Raw genomic sequence first — 20,844 nt, forward strand, 5'->3', positions numbered from 1 at the left:
TTTGGACTGAAAATGTGAGGAGCGGAGCGATGGCGTCGACGGTGATCAAGGGCGGGACGGTGGTGACGGCGGATCTGTCTTACGCGGCGGATGTGTTGGTCGAAGGCGGCGTGATTGTCGAGATCGGCCAAGGGCTTGTGGGTGATACCGTGCTCGACGCCACCGGCTGCTATGTCATGCCGGGCGGGATTGATCCGCATACCCATCTGGAAATGCCCTTCATGGGCACCTATTCGGCGGATGATTTTGAAAGCGGCACGCGCGCGGCACTGGCGGGCGGCACCACGATGGTAGTCGATTTCGTGCTGCCGGGTCAGGGTCAGGGCTTGATGGACGCGGCCAAGGTGTGGAGCAACAAATCCACGCGCGCGCATTGCGATTACTCCTACCACATGGCGGTGACATGGTGGGGCGAGAAGGTATGGGAGGGGATGGAAGACAGCGTCAAGGCCGGGATCACCAGCTTCAAGCACTTTCTGGCCTACAAAGGCGCGCTGATGGTCAATGATGACGAGCTGTTTTCCAGCTTTCGCCGCATTGGTGAGCTGGGCGGGCTGGCCATGGTCCATGCCGAGAATGGCGATGTTGTGGCGGAACTGACCGCCAAGCTGCTGGCCGAGGGCAATACCGGGCCGGAGGGGCATGCCTATTCCCGCCCGCCGCAGGTGGAGGGGGAGGCGACCAACCGCGCCATCATGATCGCCGATATGGCCGGTGTGCCGCTCTATGTTGTGCATGTGTCCTGCGAGGACAGCCATGAGGCGATCCGCCGGGCGCGGCAGCAGGGCAAGCGGGTGTGGGGGGAGCCGTTGATCCAGCATCTGACGCTGGACGAGTCGGAATATTTCCACCCCGACTGGGACCATGCCGCGCGGCGGGTGATGAGCCCGCCCTTCCGCAACAAGGCGCATCAGGACAGTCTTTGGGCCGGGTTGATGTCGGGGTCTCTGTCGGTGGTGGCGACCGACCATTGCGCCTTTACCACCGAGCAGAAACGCTTTGGCAAGGGGGATTTTTCCAAAATTCCCAATGGCACCGGGGGGTTGGAGGACCGCTTGCCGATGTTGTGGACGCATGGCGTGGGCACCGGGCGGATGACGCCGAATGAGTTTGTGGCGGTGACCAGCACCAATATCGCCAAGATCCTGAACTGCTATCCGAAAAAGGGCGCGGTTCTGGTCGGCGCGGATGCCGATCTGATCGTCTGGGACCCGGAGAAAGAGAAGACCATCACCGCAGCCGCGCAGCAATCTGCCATTGATTACAACGTGTTCGAGGGGCAAAAGGTCAAGGGCCTGCCCCGGTTTACCCTGACCCGTGGCCATGTCGCTGTGACCGAAGGCACCATGTCCAGCCGCGAGGGCCATGGCCAGTTTGTGGCGCGCGAGGCGCGTTCCCCGGTCAACCGGGCGCTGAGCCAGTGGAAAGACCTGACCGCACCGCGCCCGGTGGTCCGGTCCGGCGTGCCGGTCACGGGCGTCTGAGCCGCATGAAGGACACCACACATACGGGCGTGCCGGTGATAGAGGCGCGCGGGCTGGACCTGACATTTCAGACCGGCGACGGCCCGGTTCATGCGCTGCGCGACGTGACCCTGACCATCAACAAGGGCGATTTTGTCAGTTTCATCGGGCCTTCGGGCTGTGGCAAGACCACATTTCTGCGCTGTATCGCAGCGCTTGAACACCCCACCGGGGGCACTTTGACGGTCAACGGTCTGACCCCGGATGAGGCGCGAAAGCGCCGCGCCTATGGCTATGTGTTTCAGGCAGCGGGCTTGTATCCGTGGCGCACGATTGCGGGAAATGTGAAACTCCCGCTGGAAATCATGGGGTTTTCAAAGGCCGATCAGGAAGCTCGTGTTCGAAAAGTGCTAGAGCTGGTGGAGCTGTCGGGCTTTGGCGGCAAGTTCCCCTGGCAGCTTTCGGGTGGCATGCAGCAGCGCGCCAGCATCGCCCGGGCCCTGGCCTTTGACGCCGATATCCTGCTGATGGATGAACCCTTTGGCGCGTTGGATGAAATCGTGCGCGACCGGCTGAATGAAGAGTTGCTCAAGCTCTGGGCGCGGACCGGCAAGACCATCGGCTTTGTCACCCATTCGATTCCCGAGGCGGTGTATCTGTCGACCAAGATCGTCGTCATGTCGCCGCGCCCCGGCCGGATCACCGACATCATCGACTCCCCCCTGCCAAAGGATCGCCCGCTGGAGATCCGCGACAGCGCCGCGTTCATCGAGATTGCCCACCGGGTGCGTGAGGGGTTGCGGGCGGGGCATCTGGATGACTGAGCCGCGCAGATCCACCGCCAGCCTGCGTCTGGCCTGCGTATGGTTTGCGTATGGTAAACGTAGGGCTGTGGGTGCGCGGCCCTGTGGGGGCGGTCATGGGTAAGGCCGCGCCGGTTCTGACCGTTCTGGGCGCGATCTTCGCGCTGTGGTATCTGGCCGCGATCTGGATGAACGCGACATGGGTCTATGATCAGGCGACCCGCGCCGGCACCACCGTGACGCTGGCAGAAGTGATCCCGCAGACCATGGCGCAGGCGCGCCCGCTGCTGCCGCCGCCGCATCAGGTGGCACAGGTTTTGTGGGACGGGGTGACCGGGCAGGCCGTGACCTCGAAACGCAGTCTGGTCTATCACGGCTATGTCACGCTGCGCGGCACGATGATGGGCTTTGCGCTTGGCATTGTGCTGGGCGTGGCGCTGGCCATGGCCATTGTGCGGTTCCGGGTGATGGAGCTGAGCGTGATGCCCTGGGCCATCATCAGCCAGACCATTCCCATCGTGGCACTGGCCCCGATGATCCTGACCGTTTCCAACCAGATCGGAATCGACAACCGCGAGGTGCCGAAAGCCATCATCGCGGCGTATCTGTCGTTCTTTCCGGTGCTGGTCAGCATGGTCAAGGGGCTGCGCAGCCCGGATCAGATGCAGCTGGACCTGCTCTCGACCTATGGTGCATCCGAGGGGCAGACCTTTTTCAAACTGCGGCTGCCGGCGTCCCTGCCCTATTTCTTCGCCTCGCTGAAAGTGGGGATCGCGGCGGCGCTGGTGGGCACCATCATTGGCGAATTGCCGACCGGCGCGGTTGAGGGGTTGGGCGCGCGGATGCTGATCGGATCGCAGTTCGGCGAGCCGTTGATCATGTGGGCGGCGCTGTTTGCGGCAGCGATACTGGCGGGTGGGCTGATCCTGATTGTCGGGCTGGTCGAGCGGATGGCCCGGGCGCGGATGGGGGTGCCGGCATGATCTGGCTGATAGGGGCGATTATGTTCTGGCTGGCGGCATGGGCGCTGAATGTGCGGCTGGCGGCCAGCCGCTTTGGCGCAACACGGGCCGGGCAGATCACGGTGGCGGCGTTGTTCGGCATCACGCTTCTGGTGCTGTGGGAAGGGCTGGTGCGCGGCTTTGCGGTGCCGACCGTCATCCTGCCGGGGCCATCGGTGATCGGGCCGAAGATCCTGTCGTCGCTTCCGGTCCTGTGGGCCGATTTCGTGCAGACCGTGATCCGGGGCGCGCTGTCGGGTTTTGCCATCGGCACGGTGGCGGCCTTTGTCACCGCCATTGCCATCGATCGTTCGCCCTTTCTGCAAAAGGGATTGCTGCCGGTGGGCAACTTCGTCTCTGCCCTGCCCATCGTCGGCCTCGCGCCCGTGCTGGTGATGTGGTTCGGCTTTGACTGGCAGTCAAAGGCGGCGGTGGTGGTGGTGATGGTGTTCTTTCCGCTGCTGGTGAACATGGTGGCGGGATTGCAGGCGAGCGACCGGCTGCAGCGTGACCTGATGGACACCTATTCCGCCACCTATACCCAGCGCCTGCTGAAACTGCGTCTGCCCGCCGCCCTGCCCTTCATCTTCAACGGGCTGAAAATCGCCGCCACGCTGGCGCTGATCGGGGCCATTGTTGCCGAGTTTTTCGGCAGCCCGGTCACCGGCATGGGCTTCCGGATCTCGACCGAGGTCGGAAAACTGGCGCTCGATATGGTCTGGGCCACAATTGCTGTGGCGGCGCTGTCGGGATCGGTTCTCTATGGGCTGATTGCCTGGGTCGAATCCAGACTAACCTTCTGGCACCCAAGCCAACGAAAATAACAACAGCGAAACCGCCCCCGCGAGAGGGGCATAACACGGAGGTCGACACATGAAGAAACTTCTCAGCGCTGCCATTCTGGCCAGCCTTGCCACCGGAGCGCAGGCCGAAGACGTCACATTGCAGCTGAAATGGGTGACGCAGGCGCAGTTCGCCGGTTACTATGTGGCCAAGGACAAAGGGTTTTATGAAGAAGAGGGCCTGAACGTCACCATCAAACCGGGCGGCCCCGATATTGCCCCTGAACAGGTGATCGCAGGCGGCGGTGCCGACATCATCACCACATGGATGCCGGCAGCGCTTGCCGCGCGGGAGCGTGGCTTGCCGCTGGTGAACATCGCGCAACCCTTTGCCGATGGCGGGCTGAAGTTCACCTGCCTGAAGGAATCGGGCGTGACCACCACCGCCGATTTTCCAGGCCGCACGCTGGGCGTCTGGTTCTTTGGCAATGAATACCCTTTTTATGCCTGGATGGCGAAGCTGGGTCTTGCGACCGACGGGTCCGAGGGTGGCGTCACGGTGCTGAAACAGGCCTTCAACGTCGATGCGCTGCTGCAAAAGCAGGCCGACTGCATCTCGGTGATGTCGTATAACGAATACGGTCAGGTGATCGACGCAGGGATCGCAGAGGATCAGCTGGTGACCTTCACCTATGCCGATGAAGGCGTGGGTGTGCTGGAAGACGGGCTTTACGTGCTGGAAGACCGGCTGGCCGACCCGGCCTTTGTCGAGACCATGGCAAAGTTCGTGCGCGCCTCGATGAAGGGCTGGAAATACGCCGAAGCCAATCCGGATGAGGCGGCGCAGATCATCGTCGACAATGACGACTCCGGTGCGCAGCGGCTGGAGCATCAGCAATACATGATGTCGGAAGTCGCCAAGCTGACCGCGGGCAGCGATGGCAAGCTGGACCCGGCCGCTTATGAGGAAACCGTGGCCACCCTGCTCGCCGCCGTGTCGCCCGACAACCCGGCGATCACCAAGGCACCGGAAGGCATGGCCTGGACCCATGCGGTGACGGACCTCGCGCTGGAATAAGCGCGCTTTTGCAAAGGCAGCGCCCGGGAAAACCGGGCGGTGCCACCTTTGGCTTCTGCGGACTGGGGGCCAGCCCCCAGACCCCGGAGTATTTTCCAAAGGTGCAAGCCAACAGAGGCACGCCCCTGTGATTTGCACCTTTCCCAAATACTCCCGCGCGGAGCGCATCCGACATTTGCCGCCGGTGCCGTCAGTCCAGATGATGGCGGATCCGGCGCACCATCAGCCAGACGCCCAGCAGAACCACTGGCGTCAGCACCGCAAGGCCCATGCCCTTTGACACGCCTGCGGCCTCGGTCGCCGGATAGATCACATAGCTGGCCAGATTGATCGCGTAATAGCTGATCGCGACCGTCGACAGCCCCTCGACCGTGCGCTGCAGGCGCAGTTGCACATCAGCGCGGCGGTCCATCGATTCCAGCAGCTTCTGGTTCTGGGCCGAGCGGTCGACATCGACCCGGGTGCTGAGCAGTTCGGCGGCGCGGGCGGCGCGTTCGGCCATGCTGCGCAGCCGGCTTTCCGATGATTTCACCGTGCGCATTGCCGGATCATAGCGGCGCATCATGAATTCGGCGAAGGTCTGGCGACCGCCCAGGCGGATCTCGCGCATCACCTCGATCCGCTGGTTCACGATTGCCTCATAGGCCGCCGTCGCGCCGAAGCGGAAGGTGTATTTCACCGACAGGCTTTCCAGTTCTGCCGAAATCGCCAGCAGATCGTGCAGCATCAGTTCCGCGCTGCGCTCGGTTCCATCAAGCGCAGAGACCAGACCCGACAGGCGCGGGTCGAGCGTGTTGAGCCGCGCGTTCAGGTGCCGCACCCGGGGCAAGGCCAGCATCGACATGGCGCGGTAGGTTTCCACCTCGCACAGCCGCTGCACGATGCGGCCGACCCGGCGCTGTGAGGTGCCCGGCCGCACGAAGACCGCAAAGCGCATATGGCCCGCCGCATCGATGCGGAAATCGCCCGCAACCAGCGCCGCGCCATCCACCACTTTGGACACGGCAAGGCTTTCGCCGACGAACCAGTCCTCCAGCCGCGCCAGCGCCTCGGATTCATCCTCGGGCATATGCTCGATACGGATCAGCACTGAACACAGCCGCTTGCCCGGGGCCTGCGCCAGCCAGTCTTCGGGGAACACCGCCGCCTCTGCCGGGTCAAACGGGCGGCTGGCCACGCCTTTGCCGAACACCGAATAGGTCACGAATTCGGTATGGCTTTCCCATTTCAGCTGGTTGCGGCCGATTTCGCCAAAGAAATGCGTGGCCTCGGGCTGCGGATGGGCACCGCCGTTGCGGTCCAGAAGGTCCAGCAGATGGCGGCGGTCACGGGTGCGGTCGCGGTTGGCGGCATCGTCGGGTTCCTTGATCGCCAGATAGACCGCGGTGCCCGGCACCTCGATGGCGGGAAAGGGCCGCGCGTGCAGCTCGTTCACGATGGTATAGCGCTGCGGGTGGTCGGCGAATGTGGTCATGCGGAGGGCCCGGGACAAAGAGGTGTATGGGCTGACTTAGGGCGCGCACGGCATTCGGGGAAAGGGAATTGCCGGAATACCGGGGTATGCCGCAGGTCTGTTGCGCGAATGCCAAAGGCCCAGGCATGTGCCGGGGCCTTTGCGCAGGTTTCGCCGTGAATCGGGCGGTCAGTCGATCAGCGGCAAGAGCGCGTCGAGCGACTTTTTCGCATCGCCATAGAACATCCGGGTGTTGTCCTTGTAGAACAGCGGGTTCTCGATGCCGGAATAGCCGGTGCCCTGCCCGCGTTTGGACACAAACACCTGTTTCGCCTTCCAGCATTCCAGCACCGGCATGCCGGCGATGGGGCTGTTGGGGTCTTCCTGTGCGGCGGGGTTCACGATGTCATTGCTGCCGATCACGATGGCCACGTCGGTGGTGGGGAAATCGTCGTTGATTTCGTCCATTTCCAGCACGATGTCGTAGGGCACCTTGGCCTCGGCCAAGAGCACGTTCATGTGGCCGGGCAGACGCCCCGCCACCGGGTGGATGGCAAAGCGCACGGTCTTGCCCTTAGCGCGCAGCTTGCGGGTCAGTTCCGACACCGATTGCTGCGCCTGCGCCACCGCCATGCCGTATCCGGGGATGATGATGATGCTGTCGGCATCGTTCAGCGCGGCTGCGACGCCTTCAGTATCGATGGCAATCTGTTCGCCGGTGACTTCCATCTGCGGGCCGGAGGAGCCGCCAAAGCCGCCAAGGATCACAGAAATGAACGAGCGGTTCATTGCCTTGCACATGATATAGCTCAGGATCGCGCCGGAAGAGCCGACCAGCGCGCCGACCACGATGAGGAGGTCATTGCCAAGCGAGAAGCCAATCGCCGCCGCCGCCCAGCCGGAATAGCTGTTCAGCATCGACACCACCACCGGCATGTCGGCGCCGCCGATGCCCATGATCAGGTGATAGCCGATGAAAAACGCCAGCAGCGTCATCGCGATCAGCGCGAGGATTCCGCCATCGTTGAAGTAGACGACGCCAAGGATCACCGACCCCAGCGCCGCGCCCGCGTTCAGCATATGCCCGCCCGGCAGTTTCTTGGCGGTGGTATCCACCTTGCCCGCCAGCTTGCCAAAGGCCACGACCGAGCCGGTAAAGGTCACCGCCCCGATGAAGACGCCGAGGAAGACCTCAACCCGCAGGATCGAGAGTTCGACGGCGGTTTTCTTGGCCAGCAGCGCGGCAAAGCCTTCCAGCCCCACCCGCGCGGCGGGTTCCATCGCCAGCACGCGGCTCAGTTCCAGATCGGCGTTGAAGCCGACGAAAACTGCCGCGAGGCCGACAAGCGAGTGCATCGCCGCCACAAGCTGCGGCATTTCGGTCATCTGCACCCGTTGTGCCACGACATAACCGATGCCGCCGCCGATGGCGATCATGACCAGCGAGGCAAACCAGTTGCCCGCGCCCGGCCCCATCAGGGTGGCGACAATTGCCAAGGCCATGCCGACAATGCCGTACCAGACCGCGCGCTTGGCGCTTTCCTGCCCGGACAGACCGCCCAGCGACAGGATGAACAGAATGGCCGCAACAACATAGGCGGCCGTGGTGAATCCGTATTCCATCTTGCCTCCTCCCTTACGATTTCTGGAACATGGCAAGCATGCGCCGGGTGACAAGGAAGCCGCCGAAGATATTGATTCCGGCCATGAAAATCGAAAGCGCTGCCAGCAGCATCACCAGCCAGGAGCCAGAGCCGATCTGCATCAGCGCGCCGAGGATGATGATCGACGAGATTGCGTTGGTGATCGCCATCAACGGCGTGTGCAGGCTGTGCGAGACGTTCCAGATCACCTGGAAGCCGACGAAGACCGCCAGCACGAAGACGATGAAGTGCTGCATGAAGCTGGCCGGGGCCACGAGGCCGAGGGCCAGCAGCAGGATTGCGCCGATGGCCAGCAGCCCGACCTGATTGCGGGTCTGGGTCTTGAACGCGGCAACCTCTTGCGCGCGTTTTTCCACCGGGGTCAGTTCCACCGCTTTGGGCTTTGGCTTGGCGGCGGCGATTGCCGCGATTTTGGGCGGTGGTGGCGGATAGGTCACCGCGCCCTGATGGGTGACGGTGGCACCACGGATCACGTCATCGTCCATGTTATGCGCGATCACACCGTCTTTCTTTGGTGTCAGATCGGCCAGCATGTGACGGATATTGTTGGAATAAAGCGTGGAGGACTGCGCCGCCATCCGGCTGGGGAAATCGGTATAGCCGACGATTGTCACGCCATTGTCGCTGACGATCTTCTGATCCGGCACCGTCAGGTCACAGTTGCCGCCGCGTTCGGCGGCCAAATCGATGACCACCGAACCGGGTTTCATCATCGCAACCATATCCGCCGTCCACAGCTTGGGCGCGGGGCGCCCCGGGATCAGGGCGGTGGTGATGACGATGTCCATCTCTGGCGCGAGTTCGCGGAACTTGGCCAGCTGCTTGGCGGCAAAGGCGGGGCTCGACGGGGCGGCATAACCGCCGGTGGCCGCACCATCGGGCAGTTCCGATGCGTCAAATTCCAGAAACACGAAATTCGCGCCCATCGATTCGATCTGTTCGGCCACTTCGGGCCGCACGTCAAAGGCCAGCACGATGGCCCCAAGGCTGGTCGCCGTGCCGATTGCGGCAAGGCCCGCCACACCGGCACCGACGATCAGCACCTTGGCCGGGGGCACCTTTCCCGCCGCCGTCACCTGCCCGGTGAAAAAGCGGCCAAAGTTGTTGCCAGCCTCGATCACCGCGCGGTAGCCCGCGATATTGGCCATCGACGACAGCGCGTCCATTTTCTGCGCGCGGCTGATGCGGGGCACCATATCCATGGCAATCGCAGTGGCCCCCTGCCCGGCGATCTGCGCCAGCAAGTCGGGGTTCTGGGCGGGCCAGAAGAAGGAAATCAGCGTCTGGCCCGATTTCAGCAGCCTTGCCTCTTCCGCCTCGGGTCCGCGCACTTTGACCACGACATCCGCCGCGTCATACAGTGCCTGTGCCGTTGGCACGACCTCGACCCCGGCAGTGGCATAGGTGGCGTCGGAAAATCCGGCCTTCGCCCCTGCCCCAGCCTGAATCACACAGGTATGGCCCAGCTTGATCAGCTGAAGTGCCGATTCCGGTGTCATGGCGACACGATTCTCGCCGTCGAATATCTCTTTCGGTGCCCCGATCTTCACAGTATCTCCCCCGATGTTCAGGTCAGCGCCGCGCGATGCGCGCAGGTCCGGTTCTCTATTGCGATCCAATTAGCACCGCGCAAGATTATTTCATAGACTTCTGCTCATTTGCGGCATTTCTATCGCAAACTGCGACCAAACCAGCGCCCGGTGCGGGCGGCCCAATGGTCAAATTCTGGGCCGAAGGTTGCCCTTAGCACGGTTTCTTCGCGCAGGATGAAGCGGTGCTGAATCAGGAACATGAAGCCGAACACCAGGGGCACCGCCACCGGCACATCCCACCACAGGATGGCACCTGACAGGATCAGCGCATCGGCCAGATAGATCGGGTTGCGCGACCAGGCAAACAGCCCGCCCGTCATCAGCACACGCGGCTGCCCGCGCGGTATAACGGTGGTGCGCGCGGCCAGCATCTGCCCCGCCGCCCCGGCCAGCAGGGCCAGCCCCGCCAGCATCAGCACCGCCCCAACCCCCGGCCCCGCCGGGCCGAACAGGCCCCAGGGCATCAGCTGATCAAACCCCCAGACCGCGCCGATGCACAGCGCCAGCCAGACCGGCGGCAGGTCGATCCATCGGGACAGGGTCTTTGGCATGGCGCTCTCCGGTCGGTGTGTCCTGCGACTATCTGCACTCTTGTCGCAAAGGCAACACGGAAGGGCGGTTGCGCGGCGGTCATGTCGCGCGGGTTTCGCCATTGTCGGCGGGCAAAAAAGAACGCACATCTGCGCAAGATGACTGCCACAGACACCAGAAAGGTCAGCCGATGCCCACCGATTTCGCCGCCACCCGCGCCCGGTTCCACCTGCCGCAGGGCGTGATCTATCTGGACGGCAATTCGCTGGGGCCTTTGCCGCGCGCCGCTGCGGCGCGGGTTGCCGCCTGTGTGACGGATGAATGGGGCGAGATGCTGATCCGGGGCTGGAATGCGGCGGGCTGGATGGACCAGCCGACGCGGCTGGGCGACCGCATCGGGCGGCTGATCGGGGCAGAGCCCGGGTCGGTGGTGCTGGGCGATACGCTGTCGATCAAGGTCTATCAGGCGCTTGCCTCGGCGCTGGAGCTTTCCCCGCAGCGCCGGGTGATTCTGTCCGATACCGGCAATTTCCCGTCAGACCTGTATATGGCCGAAGGGCTGTGCCGCACGCTGGGGGCCGAGTACCGTCTGGTGACGGTCGCGCCCGAAGATGTCGCGCAGGCGATCACAGAAGAGGTGGCGGTGCTGATGCTGACGGAAGTGGATTACCGCACGGGACGCAAGCATGACATGGCCACACTGACCGCGATGGCGCGCGCGCAGGGTGTGATCACGGTCTGGGATCTGGCGCATTCGGCGGGGGCCTTGCCGGTCGATCTGGCGGCGTGCCGCGCCGATTTTGCGGTGGGCTGCACCTATAAATACCTCAACTCCGGCCCCGGCGGCCCGGCGTTCATCTATGTGGCGCCCCGGCATCAGGATGTGGTGCGCCCGGCGCTGTCGGGCTGGCTGGGGCACGCCGCGCCCTTTGCCTTTGACCTGCACTACCGCCCCGGCGCGGGGATTGAGCGGATGCGGGTGGGCACCCCGCCGATCCTGCAACTGGCAGCCCTTGAGGCCAGTCTGGACATCTGGGATGACGTGGACATGCACGATCTGCGCACGCGCTCGGTTGATCTGTGCGAAGCGTTCATCGCGGGGGTCGAGGCCGCCTGCCCCGACCTGACGCTTGCCTCGCCGCGCGAGGCGGCTGCACGCGGATCGCAGGTCAGCTTCCGCCATGCCGAGGGCTATGCCATCATGCAGGCGCTGATCGCCCAAGGGGTGATCGGTGATTTCCGCGCGCCCGATATCCTGCGCTTTGGCTTTACGCCGCTGTACACGTCGGACGCCGATGTGCAGGGCGCGGTGGCGATACTGGCGCAGATCATGGCCAGCCGGTCCTGGGATCAGCCGCAGTTCAGAACCCGCGCCAGGGTGACATGATCTGCCTGCCCGCACGCGCCTGAAATCACAGTTTCGCGAGCGGAAGGGTGAATTGGCAACTGTCCGCGCAGGGGCTTTGACCTCTGCCGCGACCTCGGATAAGTTTATCGCCATATTGCCGGGGTTTGCGTCTTCGGTTCTGAATTTCTGACGGGATTTCCATATGTCATCACTTGCACTCCGGGCCTTGCTTGCCATCACCGTATCGGCAGGCCTTGCTGCCTGTGTGCCCGCCACCACGTCAGCGCCTGTTGTCGAAGTGCCAACCGAATCGATGTATCTGGCCACCAAGGACAATGGCATCAGCATTCCGGCGATTGATCCGGCCAAGGTGCCGGACCAGTTCAAACGGCAGGTCGTCAATTTCCCGTCGGACGAGGCACCGGGCACGGTGATCATCAACCCGGCGACCAAGCATCTGTATTTCATCACCGGCAAGAACAAGGCGATCCGCTATGGCATCGCGGTCGGGGCTGCGGGCTTTCAATGGTCGGGTCAGGCACTCGTGACCAACCGCCGCCAATGGCCGACCTGGACCCCGCCGAAAGAAATGATCGAGCGCAAGCCAGAGCTGTCGAAATGGGAAAACGGCCAACCCGGCGGGCCGACCAACCCGCTGGGGTCGCGCGCGCTGTATCTGACGACCAATGGCGTCGATTACGGCTACCGCATCCATGGCACGCCGGAATGGTGGTCGATCGGGCGCAATGCGTCTTCGGGCTGTATCCGGATGATCAATCAGGATGTGATTGACCTCTATAACCGGGTGCCGGACGGGGCCAAGGTCATCGTGCTGACCGCCAGCGGCCAGATGCCAAAGGGCCTGACCCTGCCGCCGCCCGCGCCGAAGAAGAAAAAGCCGGAAGAGGCTGTGGAACCGGCTGTTGCCACGGCGGCTGACGCAGATGCGGCAGCAACTCCGGCCACGGTGACCGGCCCGATGTCCACCGCGCCAACGGTCATGGGGCCAAGCCTGCCCACCCCCACCGCCGTGACCCCGGCCCCGGGTGTTGTCGCGCCGGCGGTGCCAGCGGTTCCCGCCCCGGCCACCCCGGCAGCAACCCCCGCCCCGGTGACCCCAATGGCACCCGCCGCTCCGGCAGCCCCCGCCGCTGTGACGCCCGCCGCCCCGGCAGGTGACACGCCCCCGGCCCCGGCCTGCGCCGTGCCGCTGGTGAACGGGCTTTGCCCGCAGGGCTGATCTGACCGGCAGCAAAACAAAACGCGCGCACCTGAAGGTGCGCGCGTTTTTTCATGCCCGGTGCGTGGCGGGTTCAGACAAGCCAGCGATCATAATCGCTGACCAGCAGATGGGTCGGGGCCACGTCTTCCTCGATCTCAGCGAAACGCCCGATGGGTTCGACAAAGATATTGTCGGTCAGGTCGTCATTCACCGTCGAGACCTCGCCGATCAGCACATCGCCGCCTTCGCCCCAGAACGCGTGCCAGTCACCCGGCATCAGCGTGACACTCTCACCCGGGGCCAGTTTCAGCTTGTCACCGGGGGCATAGGCGCGATCAAGCCCGTCGCAGCGCACGACGCCGCCCCGGTCGCGGGCAAAGCGGCCCTGATCATCGCTGCCATAGAGCTCGACCACCAGCGTGGCCCCGCCCCGGTTGATGATATCCTCGGCCTTGATGACGTGGGTGTGCATCGGCGACAGCTGATCCTGACGCGAAATCAGCAGCTTTTCGGCATAGCACATGCCGCCGCCGCGCTGCAGATCGGCCAGCGCGCCATTGCGCAGGGTGAACAGGAACAGCCCCATCTGGTCAAACCGGCCCTGCCCGTAATCGGTGATATCCCAGCCCATGCGCGAGGCGATGATGCGCCCGGCCTGCGCCTTTTGCGCCACGAACTGGTCGGGCGTCCAATAGGCAAAGGGCGGCAGCGCAAAGCCGTAGTGGCGGATCATCTCATCGGCCTGCGCCATGATGTCATTGATGCGCGAACGTGTCATGGAATGGGTCATGGCAGCCTCCCTGTATAACCGCTGCCGGTTATAGCCGATGCGTTAGCGCAAACAAGCGCCTAGGCGCTGCGCAGCGCCACCGGGCGACGGCCCGCCGCCCAATCGGCCACCGCCCGGCCAAAGGCCGCGAACAAGGGCCGCGACACCGGATCACCCGCCGCATTCCATTCCGGGTGCCACTGGACGGACAGGGTGAAGCCCGGCGCGCCCTGCACATAGATTGCCTCGGGCGTGCCATCGGGGGCGGTGCCGTCAATCACGATGCGGCTGCCGGGGCGGTTGATGCCCTGCCCGTGCAGCGTGTTGGTCATCACCTCCTGCGCGCCCAACAGCTGATGAAACACCCCGCCGGGGTTGAACTTCACCGGGTGGCGCAGCGCGAACTTTTCCTCCAGCGTGCCATCGGGCGGCATGCGGTGGTTCATCCGCCCCGGCAGATCGCGGATCTCGGGGTAAAGCGTGCCGCCCATGGCCACGTTCACCTCCTGAAAGCCACGGCAGATGCCGAACACCGGCTGGCCGCGTTCGACACAGGCGCGCACCAGCGGCAGGGTGATCGCATCGCGGCAACGGTCAAAACTGCCATGGGCGGGGGTTTCATCCTCGCCATATTCGCTGGGGTGCACGTTGGGGCGGCCGCCGGTCAGCAGGAAACCGTCGCACAGGTCCAGCAATTCCTCGACCACCACAAGGCGCGGGTCTGACGGGATGATGATCGGCAGGCAGCCCGAGACTTCGGCCACCGCTTCGGAATTCATCGTGCCCCCGGCGTGCACCGGATAGCTTTCATTCAGCAGGCTCATATTGCCGATGATGCCCACCACGGGGCGGCGCGCAGCAGGAGGAGTCATAGACGTGCAGCCATGATCATTTTTCATGCCTTAACAATAGGCGCAAACACGGGCTGGGCCAAGTCCGCACCCGCGCACAACCCAGCTGCAGCACCGGGCAGAAGGATTTCCTGCAGATCTGACGGCAAAACGGGCATCCGGCGCGCGCAAATGCGGCGCGCGGCGGATTTTTCGCAGAAAAATCGGGCCGCTCAGCCCGCCGCGATGACCTTTGTGGCGGCGTCGAGCGCGCCCGGCCCGTGCGGGATGTCCAGCGCGACCATCCCCGCCTCCATCACCGCCAGCGCCCCCAGCGTCATATGCGCATTCACATGCCCCATATGCGCCACCCGCAAAAACCCGTGCCAGGCCGGGTCCGATGGCTGCGCCATGCCAAGCCCGATGCCCAGCGTCACCCCGGCCTGCGCTTCGGTCCATTCGCGCAGGCGGGTGGCATCCGGTGCCCCCAGCCGCGCCGCCGTGACCGCGCGTGAGCGGTATTTCGGGTCCGTGACGTTCAGCCCGATGCGCGGATGGTCTGCGCCCCAGGCGTCGAACGCGGCCCAGACCGTGCGGGCCAGCACCTCATGCCGGGCCCAGACCCGTGGCATTCCTTCTTCGTGCAGCATGGCCAGCGCCTCGCGCAGGCCAAAGAGGTGATGCGTGGGCGCGGTGCCGGCCCAGTATTGCCAGAACTCCTCGGGCTCTGACCGCGCGCGCCAGTCCCAATAGGGGGTGCGCAGATCGGCCTGCGCGCCTGCCGCACGGGCTTTCTCGGAAAACCACAGGAAGGACATGCCCGGCGGGGTCATCAGCCCCTTCTGGCTGGCCGCCACGGTCAGATCGACGCCCCAGGCGTCCATGTGATATTCGTCACAACCCAGCGACGCGATGCAATCGACGCACAGCAGCGCCGGGTGCCCCGCCGCATCCATCGCCGCGCGCAAAGCCGGAATATCGGTCAGCACCGAGCTGGAGGTATCGACATGCGTGGTCAGCACTGCCTTGATCCGGCCCGCACTGTCCTGCCGCAGCCGCGCCTCGACCCTTGCCATATCGACCGGATCGCGGGTCCCGAAATCCATCACCTCAACCTCGACCCCCATCGCGCGCGCGCTTTCGGCCCAGCCCATGCCGAAGCGGCCGGTGGACAGCACCAGCACCTGATCGCCCCGGCTGAACAGGTTGGCATTCGCCGCTTCCCATGCGGCATGGCCGTTGCCGATATAGCCCGCCACATGCTGCGTGGTGCCCGCCACGGCGCGCAGATCGGGCCACATGGCCGCGACCATTTCCGTCAGATCGCCCGCGTAGATGTTGGGCGCCGCCCGGTGCATTGCCGCCAGCACCCGGTCGGGCATCACCGACGGGCCGGGAATGGCCAGATAGCTGCGCCCGCGGGACAGATCGGGTTTGGGGGAATTCTCTTGCGTCATCATGCGCCTCTGGCTGTCAATGCGCCAATGGCTAGGGCCAGTCCTTGCCAAGGTCAATCGGCCCTGCGCTGATTTGCGGGCCAGTCCTTGCGGCGGCACCGGGTTTGCCATTAGATCAGGCGCATGACGATGCAAGACGCCAGCCCCCGCGACCTGCCACCGCCCGATGCCCATGCCGGCGACGGCCCGCTGGTGCGCTGGTTCTGGGCGCAGTATCTGCGCCCGCAATCGGGGCTGCTGCTGATCGCCTTTCTGATCATGGTGATCGAGGGCAGCACGCTGGGCGCGCTGTCTTATATGCTGGAGCCGTTGTTTGACCGCGTGTTCGGCGGCGGCGGCACCGGGGCGCTGTGGCTGGTGGGCGGCGCGATCTTCGGCTTGTTTGCCCTGCGCGCCACCACGTCGCTGATCTCCAAAACCCTGCTGGCGCGTGTCTCGCAACGGGTGGCCGCACAGATGCAAAGCCGGCTTCTGGCGCATCTTTTGCGGCTGGACATGAAGTTCTTTCAGGACAATTCCCCCGGTGCGCTGATCGAACGGGTGCAGGGCGACACCATGGCGGTGCAGGGCATCTGGATCGCGCTGGTCTCGGGTATCGGGCGCGACGTGGTGGCGTTGATCGGGCTTTTGGTGGTGGCCATCACGATAGACCCGTGGTGGACGCTTGCCGCCCTGATCGCCACGCCGCTTTTGATCCTGCCCGCCGCCATTCTGCGCCGCTATCTGCGGCGCAAGGCCATTCACCTGCGCAATCAGGCGGGGGAGCGGGCGACGCGGCTGGATGAGATCTTTCACGGCATTCAGGCCGTCAAGCTCAACCGGATGGAGGCGCATCAGACCTCGCGCTTTGATGCGATCCTGTCCCGCATTGTCACCGCCGAGACCAAGGCGGCGTTTGGCCGCGCCGTGCTGCCCTCGCTGGTGGATCTGATCACCGGCTTCGGCTTTCTGGCGGTTCTGATCCTGGGCGGGCGTGAGGTGGCGGCGGGCACCCGCAGCACCGGCGAGTTCATGGCGTTCTTTTCCGCCATGGTGCTGACCTTCCAGCCGATCCGCCGTCTGGGCGACATGGCGGGGCTGTGGCAGATCGGGGCGGCCAGCCTGCACCGCATTGCCGCGCTGTTTGCGATGCAGCCGTCGCAGCGCCGCCCGGCTGTGGGCCAGACCCCTGCCACGCTGCCGCCTGCCCTCAGCTTCAGCGATGTGCATTTCGGCTATGGCGATCAGCCGGTGCTGCGCGGGCTGTCCTTCACCGCCGAGGCTGGCAAGCTGACCGCCCTTGTCGGCCCGTCGGGCGCGGGCAAATCCACCGTGTTCCACCTGCTGACCGGCCTGTCAGACCCGGCGCATGGCGTTGTGGCCATCGACGGCATCGCCACCACCGCCATGGTGCTGGACCACCAGCGCGCGCTGTTTGCCGCCGTCAGCCAGGATGCCGCGCTGTTTGACGAAAGCCTGCGCGACAACCTGACGCTGGGCCGCGCGGGGATCAGCGCGGCGCAGGTTGACGCCGCCCTTGCCACCGCACAGGCCGCAGGCTTCGTCGCCGCCCTGCCGAACGGGGCCGATACCGCCGCCGGGCCGCGTGGGTCCAACCTGTCGGGCGGGCAGCGCCAGCGCATCGCCATCGCCCGCGCCCTGCTGCGCGACACCCCGGTGCTGCTGCTGGACGAAGCCACCAGCGCGCTGGATTCCGTGTCCGAGGCCGCCCTTGCGACCGCGATGACCAAGGCTGCGCAGGGCCGCACCACGCTTGTGATCGCCCACCGTCTGGCCACCGTGCGCAAAGCGCATCGCATCATCGTCATGGATCAGGGCGTCGCGGTTGAAACCGGCACGCACAGCGAATTGCTGACGAAAGGCGGGCTTTATGCCAGCCTGCACGCGCTGCAGTTCAAGGATGAAGGAGACGCGGCATGAGCGGAGAGGTCGCCGCCGACCGGCAGGTCTGGACCATCAGCGGCAAGGACCGCTTCAGCTTTCTGCAAGGGCTGATCAGCAATGATATGCTGCCGCTGGAAAAAGCACCGGGGATGATCTGGGCCGCGCTGCTGACCGCGCAGGGCAAATATCTGGCCGATTTCTTCGTGATCCGGCCCATGGACGCTGACCATCTGCTGATCGACATCAAGGCCAGCATCGCCACCGACACCATGCGCCGTCTGTCGATGTACCGCCTGCGCGCCGATGTGCAGATTGCGGCCACAGAACTGACCGTGACCCGCGGTCTGGACAGCCCGCCGCCGGGGACATTTGCCGACCCGCGCCATCCGGCACTGGGCTGGCGCGGCTATGGGCTGCCCGGTCAGGCCCCGGTGATCGACTGGGATGCCCTCCGCGTGGCCCATTGCATTCCGGAAACCGGGATCGAGCTGATCGCCAATGATACTTATCTGCTGGAGGCCGGGTTTGACCGGCTGCATGGCGTCGATTTCCGCAAGGGCTGCTATGTCGGGCAAGAGGTGACGGCCCGGATGAAGCACAAAACCGAGCTGAAAAAGGGCCTGATCACCGTGGCCATCGACGGGGCGGCCCCGGTGGGCACGCCGGTGTTGTCGGGCGAAAAGGCGGCTGGCACGCTGTTCACCCAATCGGGCGGCAAGGCGATTGCCTGGCTGCGCTTTGACCGGATGCAGGATATGGTGGTAGGCACGGCCCGGCTGGCCGCCCTGCCCTGAGGCTTACGCGCGTTCGGAATATTCCATCAATTCAGTGTGCACGATGATCTCTTCATCCTGGCCGATGAAGGGCGGGATCATGATCCGCACGCCGTTGTCCAGAATTGCCGGCTTGAAGCTGTTGGCCGCCGTCTGGCCCTTGACCACCGGCTCGGTCTCGACGATCCGGCATTTCACCTTCTGCGGCAGCGTCACCGCCAGCGCTTCGTCGCCGTAATAGCGGATTGTTGCCGTCATCCCGTCCTGCAGGAAGGGGCGGCGGTCGCCCAGCAGCTCGGCATCCAGCTCGATCTGCTCATAGGTTTCCGAATCCATGAACACCAGGCGCCCGTCGGTTTCATACAGAAACTGCTGGTCCTTGTTTTCCAGCCGGACCTCTTCAATTTTATCTTCTGACCGGAAGCGTTCGTTCAGCTTGCGGCCATCGCGCAGGTTTTTCAGCTCGACCTGGGCAAAAGCCCCGCCTTTGCCGGGCTTTACATGGTTGGCCTTGACCGCAGCCCACAGGCCGCCATCATGTTCCAGCACCATTCCAGGCTTGATTTCATTACCGTTGATTTTGGGCATTTGTGGCCAAACCTTGACAAAAGGTTGAAGTCGAAAACGCCACACCTATATCTGGGTAGTCCGAAGGGGGCAAGCAGACTAAATACAGTATTCCTTTGCGTCAGCTATGCATCAGGCGCATGACAGGATTGCAAAACAGGTGATGCCGAATCGGTTTGAAACGTTTAGGTTCGCCCGACGCCAAGAAAGACAAGAGCAAGAATAAGGACTGCCAAAATGACTGGTTTCGTTGACAGCACCGCTTTCAATTACGAACAAGGCCAACGCGCGCGCAAGCTTTTTGCCGCCGTGGTGCTTGCTGCGCTGGACGATGCCATCGCAGATGACAAAAAATACGGCAACGGGCCTGAACAGATTGCACGTTGGGCACGCTCGCGCGACGGGCGCGAAGTTCTGTCCTGCGCCGGGATCGACCCGAACGAGCGGGTGGTCAAGGGCCTGATGGAATTCGTGTCCAAAGGCGTGCGCACATCCGTGGCCCTCAGCCGCGAAGAATCCGAACGCCGCCATGCGCTGGAATCGGAAATGGGCGAAGCCGCCTGATCCGTCCCCGGGTTCGCAGAATGCCAAAACGCGCCCCTCGGGGCGCGTTTTGCATGTCAGACCACCCGTTTCGCAGGGCTATTCGAATTCCCGCACCGCCAGCGCGCGGGCGATTTCGGCCCGCACCAGCTTGCGCACATTGCGGGTGATCCGCTCGCCCAGCGAACCGGCCAGCTCCTCGCGGATCAGGTCGCGGACCAGATCGCGCAACACCTCTTCGTCAAAGGCCATGTCCCCGGCCTGCGCATCATGAAGACCGGCGATCACCTCATCCTCGGCCACTTGCGCCAGATCGGCGTACACCGCCGCTTCGGCGGCATCGGCCCAATCGCTGCCATCATCCGGCGGCGACACTTCCTTGCGCTCAACCCGGCCCGGTGCGGCGGCGGGTTCAGCGGCCCCGGCCTCCGGCAGATCTTCCGGCTCCAGCTCTTCGGTATCCCCGAACTCGATCATCGGGGCTGGTTGAAACTCATCTTCCAGCCCAGCCCTGTCCAGCGTGACGCGGGGGCGCGCGACAAAGCCCGGAAGCGGACGCGTGGCGTCCCCTGACACAGGTTTCGCCTCGGCCTCAGCGGCACCCCAGATTTCGGGGTCGCCAAAGGGCGATTCCCATTCCTCTTCGGTCACCGCAGCCCCCAGACGGGCCACCACCTCATCGACCGGGCCGGCGACAGAGGCCGCCACAGGCGGTGTCGCCGCAAAGGTGCCGGCGGGCCACACAGCCTCGTCATCCCCGGCGGGGGGGATGGTTTCCGCAGCCTCGACCACCCGCAGTGCAGGGGTCAGCAGCAGTTTGTCACCCGCAACGGGCTCTGCCCCGGCCTGCGGCGGGCGGCTGCCCCCCGGGCGCAAATCTTCTGACACCAACCGGCGGATAGAGGACAAGACATCCTCGATTTCATTGCTGCTCATCGGTTCCGACATCGCGTTCCTGCCCGTAATCCTGCCGCATGTCCGGCTTGACCGGCGGCACCAAAAGGCCCGCCGCCTGCCGGTTCTTTACCCGAGTGTAATCGCGCTTTGCCCGCAGCACAAGAAAATGGCGCAGGTTTCGCAACAG

The 20,844-nt window shown here is 64.4% G+C and carries 20 protein-coding genes; 10 read left to right on the forward strand and 10 right to left on the reverse strand.

Features of this window, described 5'->3' with window-relative positions; genetic code table 11:
• Positions 1–29 precede the first annotated feature (29 nt).
• The 5 genes from hydA (at position 30) to Q7J44_RS17975 (ending at position 5,127) form a co-directional block, all read left to right on the forward strand.
• Positions 30–1,484: a dihydropyrimidinase gene (gene hydA / locus Q7J44_RS17955; RefSeq protein ID WP_304882268.1), complete on the forward strand. Its 1,455-nt coding sequence runs from the start codon at positions 30–32 to the stop codon at positions 1,482–1,484.
• Between the two features lie 5 nt (positions 1,485–1,489).
• The gene (locus Q7J44_RS17960; protein WP_304882270.1) at positions 1,490–2,287 is read left to right on the forward strand and encodes an ABC transporter ATP-binding protein; all 798 of its coding nucleotides are present in this window, start codon (positions 1,490–1,492) and stop codon (positions 2,285–2,287) included.
• Between the two features lie 95 nt (positions 2,288–2,382).
• A complete protein-coding gene (locus Q7J44_RS17965; protein WP_304882272.1) occupies positions 2,383–3,249 on the forward strand; it encodes an ABC transporter permease in 867 nt (288 codons plus the stop codon).
• A complete protein-coding gene (locus Q7J44_RS17970; RefSeq protein ID WP_304882274.1) occupies positions 3,246–4,091 on the forward strand; it encodes an ABC transporter permease in 846 nt (281 codons plus the stop codon). Before Q7J44_RS17965 ends, Q7J44_RS17970 begins: the two co-directional genes overlap by 4 nt.
• Positions 4,092–4,140: 49 nt before the next feature.
• The gene (locus tag Q7J44_RS17975) at positions 4,141–5,127 is read left to right on the forward strand and encodes an ABC transporter substrate-binding protein (RefSeq protein ID WP_304882276.1); all 987 of its coding nucleotides are present in this window, start codon (positions 4,141–4,143) and stop codon (positions 5,125–5,127) included.
• Positions 5,128–5,317: 190 nt separating this feature from the next.
• On the opposite strand, the gene Q7J44_RS17980 is transcribed toward Q7J44_RS17975, so the two are convergent.
• From Q7J44_RS17980 to Q7J44_RS17995, 4 genes are all read right to left on the reverse strand, one after another.
• Positions 5,318–6,601 carry a DUF3422 family protein gene (locus tag Q7J44_RS17980; protein ID WP_304882278.1) on the reverse strand — a complete coding sequence of 428 codons (1,284 nt, stop codon included), beginning with the start codon at positions 6,599–6,601 and terminating at the stop codon, positions 5,318–5,320.
• 168 nt (positions 6,602–6,769) lie between these two features.
• Positions 6,770–8,203, reverse strand: a complete 1,434-nt coding sequence (locus Q7J44_RS17985) for an NAD(P)(+) transhydrogenase (Re/Si-specific) subunit beta (RefSeq protein ID WP_304882280.1) — start codon at positions 8,201–8,203, stop codon at positions 6,770–6,772.
• A 13-nt stretch (positions 8,204–8,216) separates the two neighbouring features.
• Positions 8,217–9,794 (reverse strand): Re/Si-specific NAD(P)(+) transhydrogenase subunit alpha, encoded by a 1,578-nt coding sequence (locus Q7J44_RS17990; RefSeq protein WP_304882282.1) that lies wholly within the window; start codon positions 9,792–9,794, stop codon positions 8,217–8,219.
• 119 nt (positions 9,795–9,913) lie between these two features.
• Positions 9,914–10,387 carry an isoprenylcysteine carboxylmethyltransferase family protein gene (locus tag Q7J44_RS17995; protein ID WP_304882284.1) on the reverse strand — a complete coding sequence of 158 codons (474 nt, stop codon included), beginning with the start codon at positions 10,385–10,387 and terminating at the stop codon, positions 9,914–9,916.
• Positions 10,388–10,557: 170 nt separating this feature from the next.
• On the opposite strand from Q7J44_RS17995, the gene kynU reads away from it, so the two are divergent.
• Together kynU and Q7J44_RS18005 are read left to right on the forward strand one after the other, a co-directional pair.
• Positions 10,558–11,754, forward strand: coding sequence for a kynureninase (kynU, locus tag Q7J44_RS18000; RefSeq protein ID WP_304882286.1), 1,197 nt, complete (start codon positions 10,558–10,560; stop codon positions 11,752–11,754).
• Positions 11,755–11,917: 163 nt separating this feature from the next.
• Positions 11,918–12,955: a L,D-transpeptidase gene (locus Q7J44_RS18005; protein ID WP_304882288.1), complete on the forward strand. Its 1,038-nt coding sequence runs from the start codon at positions 11,918–11,920 to the stop codon at positions 12,953–12,955.
• 73 nt (positions 12,956–13,028) lie between these two features.
• Here the strand turns inward: Q7J44_RS18005 and Q7J44_RS18010 are convergent, their stop codons facing one another.
• The 3 genes from Q7J44_RS18010 to Q7J44_RS18020 all read right to left on the reverse strand — a co-directional run bounded on the left by Q7J44_RS18010 (position 13,029) and on the right by Q7J44_RS18020 (position 15,993).
• On the reverse strand, positions 13,029–13,715 hold the full coding sequence (locus Q7J44_RS18010; RefSeq protein ID WP_304882565.1) for a D-lyxose/D-mannose family sugar isomerase: 687 nt from the start codon (positions 13,713–13,715) through the stop codon (positions 13,029–13,031).
• A gap of 71 nt (positions 13,716–13,786) precedes the next feature.
• A complete protein-coding gene (locus Q7J44_RS18015; RefSeq protein WP_304882290.1) occupies positions 13,787–14,578 on the reverse strand; it encodes a gamma-glutamyl-gamma-aminobutyrate hydrolase family protein in 792 nt (263 codons plus the stop codon).
• 191 nt (positions 14,579–14,769) lie between these two features.
• Complete coding sequence (locus Q7J44_RS18020) at positions 14,770–15,993, reverse strand: alanine--glyoxylate aminotransferase family protein (protein WP_304882292.1); 1,224 nt, start codon at positions 15,991–15,993, stop codon at positions 14,770–14,772.
• 129 nt (positions 15,994–16,122) lie between these two features.
• On the opposite strand from Q7J44_RS18020, the gene Q7J44_RS18025 reads away from it, so the two are divergent.
• Together Q7J44_RS18025 and Q7J44_RS18030 are read left to right on the forward strand one after the other, a co-directional pair.
• Complete coding sequence (locus tag Q7J44_RS18025) at positions 16,123–17,913, forward strand: ABC transporter ATP-binding protein (protein WP_304882293.1); 1,791 nt, start codon at positions 16,123–16,125, stop codon at positions 17,911–17,913.
• Complete coding sequence (locus tag Q7J44_RS18030) at positions 17,910–18,671, forward strand: folate-binding protein YgfZ (RefSeq protein WP_304882295.1); 762 nt, start codon at positions 17,910–17,912, stop codon at positions 18,669–18,671. Before Q7J44_RS18025 ends, Q7J44_RS18030 begins: the two co-directional genes overlap by 4 nt.
• Positions 18,672–18,674: 3 nt before the next feature.
• On the opposite strand, the gene efp is transcribed toward Q7J44_RS18030, so the two are convergent.
• A complete protein-coding gene (efp, locus tag Q7J44_RS18035) occupies positions 18,675–19,238 on the reverse strand; it encodes an elongation factor P (RefSeq protein ID WP_304882297.1) in 564 nt (187 codons plus the stop codon).
• A 216-nt stretch (positions 19,239–19,454) separates the two neighbouring features.
• On the opposite strand from efp, the gene Q7J44_RS18040 reads away from it, so the two are divergent.
• Positions 19,455–19,781 (forward strand): DUF6280 family protein, encoded by a 327-nt coding sequence (locus Q7J44_RS18040; RefSeq protein WP_103333163.1) that lies wholly within the window; start codon positions 19,455–19,457, stop codon positions 19,779–19,781.
• A 78-nt stretch (positions 19,782–19,859) separates the two neighbouring features.
• On the opposite strand, the gene Q7J44_RS18045 is transcribed toward Q7J44_RS18040, so the two are convergent.
• Both Q7J44_RS18045 and Q7J44_RS18050 read right to left on the reverse strand, forming a co-directional pair.
• A complete protein-coding gene (locus Q7J44_RS18045) occupies positions 19,860–20,708 on the reverse strand; it encodes a hypothetical protein (RefSeq protein WP_304882299.1) in 849 nt (282 codons plus the stop codon).
• Complete coding sequence (locus Q7J44_RS18050) at positions 20,683–20,841, reverse strand: hypothetical protein (RefSeq protein WP_304882301.1); 159 nt, start codon at positions 20,839–20,841, stop codon at positions 20,683–20,685. Before Q7J44_RS18050 ends, Q7J44_RS18045 begins: the two co-directional genes overlap by 26 nt.
• Between the last annotated feature and the right edge of the window lie 3 nt (positions 20,842–20,844).

Source organism: Pseudotabrizicola sp., from assembly GCF_030656345.1.
Taxonomy (GTDB): Bacteria; Pseudomonadota; Alphaproteobacteria; order Rhodobacterales; family Rhodobacteraceae; genus Pseudotabrizicola.

Bases quoted from the DNA above. Each gene is read 5' to 3' on its own strand.
- hydA (WP_304882268.1), top strand. From the start codon at position 30: ATGGCGTCGACGGTGATCAAGGGCGGGACGGTGGTGACGGCGGATCTG.
- Q7J44_RS17960 (WP_304882270.1), top strand. From the start codon at position 1,490: ATGAAGGACACCACACATACGGGCGTGCCGGTGATAGAGGCGCGCGGG.
- Q7J44_RS17965 (WP_304882272.1), top strand. From the start codon at position 2,383: ATGGGTAAGGCCGCGCCGGTTCTGACCGTTCTGGGCGCGATCTTCGCG.
- Q7J44_RS17970 (WP_304882274.1), top strand. From the start codon at position 3,246: ATGATCTGGCTGATAGGGGCGATTATGTTCTGGCTGGCGGCATGGGCG.
- Q7J44_RS17975 (WP_304882276.1), top strand. From the start codon at position 4,141: ATGAAGAAACTTCTCAGCGCTGCCATTCTGGCCAGCCTTGCCACCGGA.
- Q7J44_RS17980 (WP_304882278.1), bottom strand. From the start codon at position 6,601: ATGACCACATTCGCCGACCACCCGCAGCGCTATACCATCGTGAACGAG.
- Q7J44_RS17985 (WP_304882280.1), bottom strand. From the start codon at position 8,203: ATGGAATACGGATTCACCACGGCCGCCTATGTTGTTGCGGCCATTCTG.
- Q7J44_RS17995 (WP_304882284.1), bottom strand. From the start codon at position 10,387: ATGCCAAAGACCCTGTCCCGATGGATCGACCTGCCGCCGGTCTGGCTG.
- kynU (WP_304882286.1), top strand. From the start codon at position 10,558: ATGCCCACCGATTTCGCCGCCACCCGCGCCCGGTTCCACCTGCCGCAG.
- Q7J44_RS18005 (WP_304882288.1), top strand. From the start codon at position 11,918: ATGTCATCACTTGCACTCCGGGCCTTGCTTGCCATCACCGTATCGGCA.
- Q7J44_RS18010 (WP_304882565.1), bottom strand. From the start codon at position 13,715: ATGACACGTTCGCGCATCAATGACATCATGGCGCAGGCCGATGAGATG.
- Q7J44_RS18015 (WP_304882290.1), bottom strand. From the start codon at position 14,578: ATGACTCCTCCTGCTGCGCGCCGCCCCGTGGTGGGCATCATCGGCAAT.
- Q7J44_RS18020 (WP_304882292.1), bottom strand. From the start codon at position 15,993: ATGACGCAAGAGAATTCCCCCAAACCCGATCTGTCCCGCGGGCGCAGC.
- Q7J44_RS18025 (WP_304882293.1), top strand. From the start codon at position 16,123: ATGCAAGACGCCAGCCCCCGCGACCTGCCACCGCCCGATGCCCATGCC.
- Q7J44_RS18030 (WP_304882295.1), top strand. From the start codon at position 17,910: ATGAGCGGAGAGGTCGCCGCCGACCGGCAGGTCTGGACCATCAGCGGC.
- efp (WP_304882297.1), bottom strand. From the start codon at position 19,238: ATGCCCAAAATCAACGGTAATGAAATCAAGCCTGGAATGGTGCTGGAA.
- Q7J44_RS18040 (WP_103333163.1), top strand. From the start codon at position 19,455: ATGACTGGTTTCGTTGACAGCACCGCTTTCAATTACGAACAAGGCCAA.
- Q7J44_RS18045 (WP_304882299.1), bottom strand. From the start codon at position 20,708: ATGTCGGAACCGATGAGCAGCAATGAAATCGAGGATGTCTTGTCCTCT.